This window comes from Areca yellow leaf disease phytoplasma, from assembly GCF_041920595.1.
Genome location: NZ_CP169277.1, coordinates 421,812 through 428,460, shown reverse-complemented (window position 1 = coordinate 428,460; position 6,649 = coordinate 421,812). Strand labels below are relative to the sequence as shown.

General features: G+C 28.4%; 8 protein-coding genes and 5 pseudogenes. All 13 read left to right on the top strand.

The genetic code is table 11. The features are described 5' to 3' along the window. Window positions 1-282: 282 nt before the first annotated feature. The 13 genes and pseudogenes from ACEW7V_RS02405 to ACEW7V_RS02345 all read left to right on the top strand — a co-directional run bounded on the left by ACEW7V_RS02405 (window position 283) and on the right by ACEW7V_RS02345 (window position 6,387). Window positions 283-459 (top strand): hypothetical protein, encoded by a 177-nt coding sequence (locus ACEW7V_RS02405; RefSeq protein WP_374695319.1) that lies wholly within the window; start codon window positions 283-285, stop codon window positions 457-459. A gap of 519 nt (window positions 460-978) precedes the next feature. After that, a complete protein-coding gene (locus tag ACEW7V_RS02400) occupies window positions 979-1,146 on the top strand; it encodes a hypothetical protein (RefSeq protein ID WP_374695324.1) in 168 nt (55 codons plus the stop codon). Between the two features lie 168 nt (window positions 1,147-1,314). Next, window positions 1,315-1,413: pseudogene (locus ACEW7V_RS02395) on the top strand (AAA family ATPase); the annotation flags it as partial. Next, entirely contained in the window at window positions 1,394-1,774 is a 381-nt protein-coding gene (locus ACEW7V_RS02390; protein ID WP_374695323.1) for an AAA family ATPase, read from the top strand. The pseudogene ACEW7V_RS02395 and the gene ACEW7V_RS02390, both read left to right, overlap by 20 nt. A 163-nt stretch (window positions 1,775-1,937) precedes the next feature. Then, window positions 1,938-2,222, top strand: a complete 285-nt coding sequence (locus ACEW7V_RS02385) for a hypothetical protein (protein ID WP_374695764.1) — start codon at window positions 1,938-1,940, stop codon at window positions 2,220-2,222. Window positions 2,223-2,347: 125 nt separating this feature from the next. After that, window positions 2,348-2,479 (top strand): hypothetical protein, encoded by a 132-nt coding sequence (locus ACEW7V_RS02380; protein WP_374695322.1) that lies wholly within the window; start codon window positions 2,348-2,350, stop codon window positions 2,477-2,479. Between the two features lie 121 nt (window positions 2,480-2,600). Continuing rightward, window positions 2,601-2,954 (top strand): hypothetical protein, encoded by a 354-nt coding sequence (locus ACEW7V_RS02375; RefSeq protein ID WP_374695321.1) that lies wholly within the window; start codon window positions 2,601-2,603, stop codon window positions 2,952-2,954. A 233-nt stretch (window positions 2,955-3,187) separates the two neighbouring features. Continuing rightward, window positions 3,188-3,358 (top strand): hypothetical protein, encoded by a 171-nt coding sequence (locus ACEW7V_RS02370; RefSeq protein ID WP_374695320.1) that lies wholly within the window; start codon window positions 3,188-3,190, stop codon window positions 3,356-3,358. Between the two features lie 221 nt (window positions 3,359-3,579). Next, a pseudogene (locus ACEW7V_RS02365) lies at window positions 3,580-4,030 on the top strand (pseudouridine synthase); the annotation flags it as partial. Between the two features lie 107 nt (window positions 4,031-4,137). Then, window positions 4,138-4,495, top strand: a pseudogene (locus ACEW7V_RS02360) (pseudouridine synthase); the annotation flags it as partial. A gap of 104 nt (window positions 4,496-4,599) precedes the next feature. Further along, window positions 4,600-5,352, top strand: a pseudogene (locus ACEW7V_RS02355) (pseudouridine synthase). 42 nt (window positions 5,353-5,394) lie between these two features. Further along, window positions 5,395-6,087 (top strand): annotated as a pseudogene (locus ACEW7V_RS02350) (d(CMP) kinase). Window positions 6,088-6,159: 72 nt separating this feature from the next. Continuing rightward, window positions 6,160-6,387, top strand: coding sequence for a hypothetical protein (locus ACEW7V_RS02345; RefSeq protein WP_374695313.1), 228 nt, complete (start codon window positions 6,160-6,162; stop codon window positions 6,385-6,387). Window positions 6,388-6,649: the final 262 nt, after the last annotated feature.

The following is a 6,649-nucleotide window of genomic DNA, read 5'->3' as shown; positions in this document are numbered from 1 at the left end:
TGGTAAAGATATTTTAAGGTTTCACCTTATCTACTGGCCTATTTATTGATGGCACTTGAAATTTCACTACCCAAACAGTTTTTTAACCCATCCGTGGATTTTGTTTGATAAAAATAAAAATGTCTAAATCTAAAGGTAACGTTTTGTATGCTGGATGATTTATTAAAACATTTCTTGGTGGATTCCATTCGTTATTTTGTTCATCAGAAATTCCTTATGCTCAAGATGGTAATATCACTATGAATTGTTAGTAGAAAGCACAATAGTGACCTAGCTAATGTTTTGGGAAATTTATTTCATAGAGTTTTTTGGGATGGTAAAGAACGCCAAAATAATTTATCCAAAACTTTAATTACAACTAATTTAGATCCCAAATTTGATTTATCCAAACGAGCTTTAGCAACTCTTCCTTTGGTTCGTCTCAAAAATGCAAGATTGTGTGTAGGGAGATGCTCTTGAAAGAAATTATGAATTTGCCTGTTTTGCTAATAAATACATTGATTTGGTAGAACTCTGAATTTATTTAAAAATCCTGAAAAACAACAACCATTAGACCACACACTATATTCTTTAGAAACTTTAAGGTTTTTAGGAGTTTTATTGCAACCTTTTTACCTCAAACTGCTCATAAAATTTTTAACTCAACTCAAAAACCTCGATATTACTTGAAAGTTTGTATACTTTCGGGCTTCTTTCAAGTCAAACATTAGATAATTATCATATTTTATTTAATCGTTTGGAAATTGATGAAGTTTACCTAGATAATTAAATTATTAACATACAATAATTTTATTTATTTTAATGATTTGCACTTTTTTGAAACCTCTTTATATTATTACATTTTATATGTTCACATTTAAAATAATGAATTCATAATTAATTTTAATTTCTCGAAGAATGGGTATATGGCTCCAATGATTATAATTTTAAAAAAGAACTTTTTGCGATGTTGCTTTGATCCCTTTTTATAATATCTTTTTGGAATTATTTTCTTTTGCAAATTTAATGGTAAAAAAGGCAATACCCAAAAAACTAATCCAGAAAAAGAATCGGGAACAACCACAATCACAAGAAACAATTGCCAAACAAACTCCCAAAAAAAAGAATAAAAAGATCTTCCAAACAACAAAACAAAACGGATTTTGAGCCAATCTCAAGTGGAACTAAATTTAATGATGTGGCAGGGATGGAAGAAGAAAAAAACAACTTCTCCAACGTTTTATTGATTTTTTAAAAGAAACTAAAAAATATCATGAAGCAGGAGCCATATATGCTACCTTTCAAGTGTAAAGGAATTTTGTTTATGAACCTCCAGGAACAGGAAAAACCTTACTTGCAAAAGCTCTTGCAGGCGAATCAGACGCATCCTTTATGCTTTTAGTGGTACTGATTTTTGCAAAGAATTCATGGTGATGGTGATAAAAAAGTAAGAGATTTGTTTGAAAAAACAAAAACCCATAAAACAAGCATTATTTTTATTGATGAAATTGATTCTTTTGGTATTTCTAGAAACGATTTTAGCCAAAAAGAAAAAGAAATAACTACAGAATTATTAAATCAAATGGATGGGATTAAATCCAAAGATAATAATGAAAATAATGTCATTGTGATAGCTGCTACTAACAGAGTAGAATCTCTAGATTATGCCTTGCTTCGTCCAGGACGTTTTGTTTATGTAGTTAATGTTTTGCTCCCTGACCTTAAAGCAAGAAAAGCTATTTTAAAATTATGTGCTAAAGGCAAACAAATAGCTGATGAGGATATTAATTTATAACAATTAGCCCAAGAAAACCAAGGATTAAGTGGTGCTCAACTCAAAGCCATTTTAAATGAGGCTTCAATGCTTCAAGCAGAAAAAGCAAAGAACAAGAATTGCAAAGAAATTTCTTCTGAAACAATTATTCAAGCTAAAGAAAACGTTTTATTAGGGATAACAAATTCTGCCAAAACATATAATCACAAAAGAAAAAGAAATTGTTGCTACTCATACAGCTGCTAAAATAATTATCAGCCAAGTCAAAAACACTCATTTTTTAAGTTCGGTTTCTTTAATTCCACGCTCTTCGGATAAAATATTGACTTTATTTGCTAAAGAACAGACCCCCAATATTTTATTAAAAGAAACTTTAATCCAAGAAATTACCGTTCTTTTAGCAGGAAAAGCTGCTGAAGAAGTGATTTGCGAAACAACTATTGCTAAAGCTTGTTCTGGATTTTGTTGAGGCTTTCCACAAATCCCAAGAACTAACACGTTTTTTTGGTTATATAATTCGATATCAGTTAAAGATAAAGAAGATTTACAAAGAGATATTTTAAAAAAAAATGTTTTTCTGATGCCAAAGCTTTAGTGAAATTAAATGAACCTTTAATTAAAGAATTGTCTCAAAAATTAAGGGGCAAGAACAAAAATATCACTCCAATGCCACAAATTAAAGAATTTTTACAAAACAAAACAAATAAAAGATATGAAAGAAATTAAAATGCAACCATTCCAACCTGCAAAAGGTTTTAACAAAACTACTATTTGGCATTTTATTTGCACTTTGCTTTTTGTCCTTTTTTATTTTATTATCAACAATTTTAATTTTTAAAACCATTTATTGGTTGTTTGCTATTCTAAAAATTTATTTTTATTTTCAAGAAAAAAATTATCACCCCTTTTTTTAATTGTGGTAAGTTTGATGTTTTCTTTTGATTGCTATCATCATTTGCCTTTTATAAATGCCACTTCCAACATTGCTGTTTCTGATTTATTGAATAAAATTGATAATTATAAAACCAAAAAAATTACTTATGTTGCTAAAAATAGTTGGCTGGAAGGTTTTTATTACCATATCAAATTAATTGATAAAAACAGAGTCCCTTTTTATTGCAAATTAAAACCTATTTCTCAAAACATTTTGGAACAAAAAATAACTTCTCTTAAATACAAAGATTTTATTTTACAAGAATAAAAATATTTTGATTGGGTAAACTTATTAATTAAAATAATCCTTTCTTTGTCTTCATTTGTGTTTTTGCTTTATGGTTAACTTAACATTAAACGGATTAGAAAACAATTCTCAAACGAACAAATTTACAAAAAATATGATTCATAAAAATGCATTTTTTCATTTTGTTTTAAAAATTAAAATAACTAAAACATATCTTTATTAATTAACATTTTTTAAATTATAATAAATGGTGTATGCCAAAACCCAAACCCCAAAAAACAAAAGGAGTTTTAAATATAATGAGTAATTTAATGAATTATCAAGGACAAGATTTTGAAACCATAACTGCAACACAACAATTGGTAGTTGTTGATTTTTTGCTACATGTGTCCTCCATGTCAAAGATTATTGCCTGTTTTGGATGAAGTTTGCCTTTTTAGAAAAAGAAATTCTTTTTACAAAGTAGACGTTGATTTTTTAGACAATTAGCATTAGAAAAGGAGTTTCTGGCTTTCCCACCCTTATTTTATACAAAGATAAAAAGAATTAGCAAGCATGCTAGTGGTTTCTAAATAAAGAAGACTTGCTTAAATTTTTAAATTCTTATAAATAATTTTACCACAAACCGAAAGCAAAATCAAACGTTATGAACGGATTTTTTTTAGTCAACAAACCAGAAAAGATGACATCACATGATGTAAGCCAAATTAAAAAAAAAATTTCATTTTGACAAAGTAGGACACACGGGAAATCCTTGATCTCTTTAGCCTCTTGCGGGACTTTTAATTATTTGTGTAAAGCTAATTAAACTGGCTTTTTTGTCTGATAAACTACCAAAAACTTATCAAGGAACCTTTCTTTTTAATAAAACATTATGATACTTGATGTGACAGGTAAATTGTTGGATACCAAAACACCCCTTTAACTGATTGTACCATCCAAAAGTTTTGCATTTTTTCATCAAAAAAGTATTTGCAAATACCTCCTATGTTTTCAGCAGTTAAAATTAAAAGGAAAAAATGTATCGTTTAGCACTCAAAAATCAAGTTTTAGATATTCCTCCAAGAGAAATTTTATTCATCATTTTGAAAAAAACATCTTTGCTTTATCGCGACCAAGTAGATTTTTGGCACATATTCAAAAAAAAAAAAAAAAAAAAAAAAAAAAAAAAAAAAAAAAAAAAAAAAAAAAAAAAAAAAAAAAAAAAAATATTAGAAGTCTTGCGCGCGATCTAGCTTTGCAATTAAATACTTATGGTGCTCTTCTTCGTTTGCAAAGAACTGCAATTGGCACGCATTTATTACAAAACGCTAAAACTATTGAAAATTTAGAACTCAATGATTTGATTTGGATAGTACTTTTTTTGCTGCTTACGATGAACTTATTTTTAAATGATTATTTAATTAAGTTAGTAAAAAACGGCACTCATTTAGACCAAAGACAAATAACTACTAAAAAACCTTTATAGTTAAAGATAGTAATAAAAATTTTGTTGCTTATTATGATACCTTGATGAAAATAAATACTATCCGCGTTATTTTTTTAATTTGCAATATTTTTAATTATTAACTATTAGAAAAACAAAAGACATTTTTGAACAATATTTTAATAATAAGTTTTTAAACATCAAACCACACACAATCAAGTAAGGAAGGATTGGAAAATAATGCAAAGATTACAAAAAGTTTTGGCTTATGCAAATGTGTCATCTAGAAGAAAAAGCAGAAATTTTAATTTTGGAAAAACGCATTAAAGTTAATGGCAAAATTATTTCTGAATTAGGAACCAAAGTATCTTCTTCCAGCGACATTATAACTTTGGATGACAAACCGATCACCAAAACCACTTATTCTTATTTTGCTCAACAAACCCAATGGATTTCTTTTTCCCACTGCCAAAGACAATAAAAAACGCCCTACTGTTTTGGATTTAATCGGAAGCAAGCAAGCATACAAAGATTATATCCGATAGGACGCCTTGATTTTAATACTACAGGACTACTTTTAATTACTAATGACGGCGATCTTAATTAAAAATTAACCCATCCTTCCTTTTTGTATTCCTAAAGAATATCATGTTAAAATTAATGCTTGTTTGCAAAAAAAAGACCTTGCCACATTCCGCAAAGGAATTATCATTGATAAAAATTATTTGGCTGTTTGTAAAGAAATTGATATTTTGAAAAGTTCTTATACACCCAAACCTTCTACTTGGTTAAAGCTGGTAATAACTTTGAAGGAAAAAACAGGCAAGTTCGTAAAATGATGCAAGCTTTAGGCTATCAAGTTTTAAAGTTAAAACGTTATTAAGTTATTTTTTAACTATTGAAAATCTCACAATAGGTGCTTATCGCCCTTTAAAAATTCATGAAATTAAAAAATTAAAAACCTTAACTACTCCATTACCGCATTTAATTTAGTAAATTTAATATTCTACTATAAGGAGTTAGTTATATATGCATATGAAAAGTTTTAAAATCGCTGTCATTGATGGTCCGGCAGTATTCTATAAAAGCACTATTAGTAAAAAGTTGTCCCAAAAATTAGGTTGAATCACATTGATACTGGAGCAATGTTTCTCAAAGTAATTAACTTTATATTTCGTTAGAAAATGGTAGAAGTTTCATGGCATCATGAAAAAGTTCCAATCAAGCTTTAGATAAATCAATTTTCTTATTCTTGTAATAAAATTTTTCTTAATCAAGAAGACGTTTCTTTTAAAAAATTAAGTCTTTGGATCGTCGAAAACATGTCTCTTCAGTAGCTTTAATTCCTGCTGTAAGAATCAAATTTTCATTGAAATTGTAAAGGTAAGTAAAATTGTGCCAATACTCCTAATTTAATTATGGATGGAAGAGATATTGGAACAGTTGTAATGCCAGATGCGACCTAAAAAATTTTTCTTACTGCCAACATTACTAAAAAAGAGCTTTGAGAAAACAACAAGAAGATGCCCAAAAGGAAAAATCACAGACATTATTCTCAAATTATGAAACAAACTCAAGGAAATCTGTGATCATAAAGATTATCATCGCCAACTTGCTTACATATCTAAAGCTTTAGATGCCATTTTACTAAGATACTACTGCAGATTATCAATTGATGAAGTAATTGCCAAAATTATTGCCTTAATTGATAAAAAAAGGAGAACTTAAATGTCTTTTAAAATTGCTGTATTGTGGGTCGTCTCTAATGTTAAGTAAAATCAAGTTTGTTTAACCGCATTATTGGGAAAAGATACGCTATTACTTCATCAAAAAGCAGGCATTACTTCAATTTACTATTTACTGCCGAGTGGCTTACTTAAAACATTTGGAGTTATTGACACAAGTGTATCGAAATTCAATCAACTCCTTTTTTTGGAACAAATTAAATTACAAGCTCAACTTGCAGTTGATGAAGCTGATGTAATTGTTTTTGCAGTTGATGCGGCAAACAGGACTTACTCAAAATGACATTTATTTAGCTAAACTTTTTGTATAAAACTAAAAACCAGTTCTTTTGGCAGTTAATAAAATTGACAACCACAATTTATTTTCTAACACTTATGAATTTTATGCTCTGGGATTTGATACTCCTTTTTGCAATTAGTACTCAACATGGTATAGGTATAGGTGATTTGTTAGATAAAATTGTTTTTCTTATGCGCGATGGCTGCTTAATTTCTGATTCTTCCTTTTTGTGAAGACCTTCCAATAGATACACCTTTGCAAAGAG

Excerpts from the sequence above, each read along its gene's own strand:
- ACEW7V_RS02370 (WP_374695320.1), top strand. The coding sequence starts at position 3,188 with ATGCCAAAACCCAAACCCCAAAAAACAAAAGGAGTTTTAAATATAATG.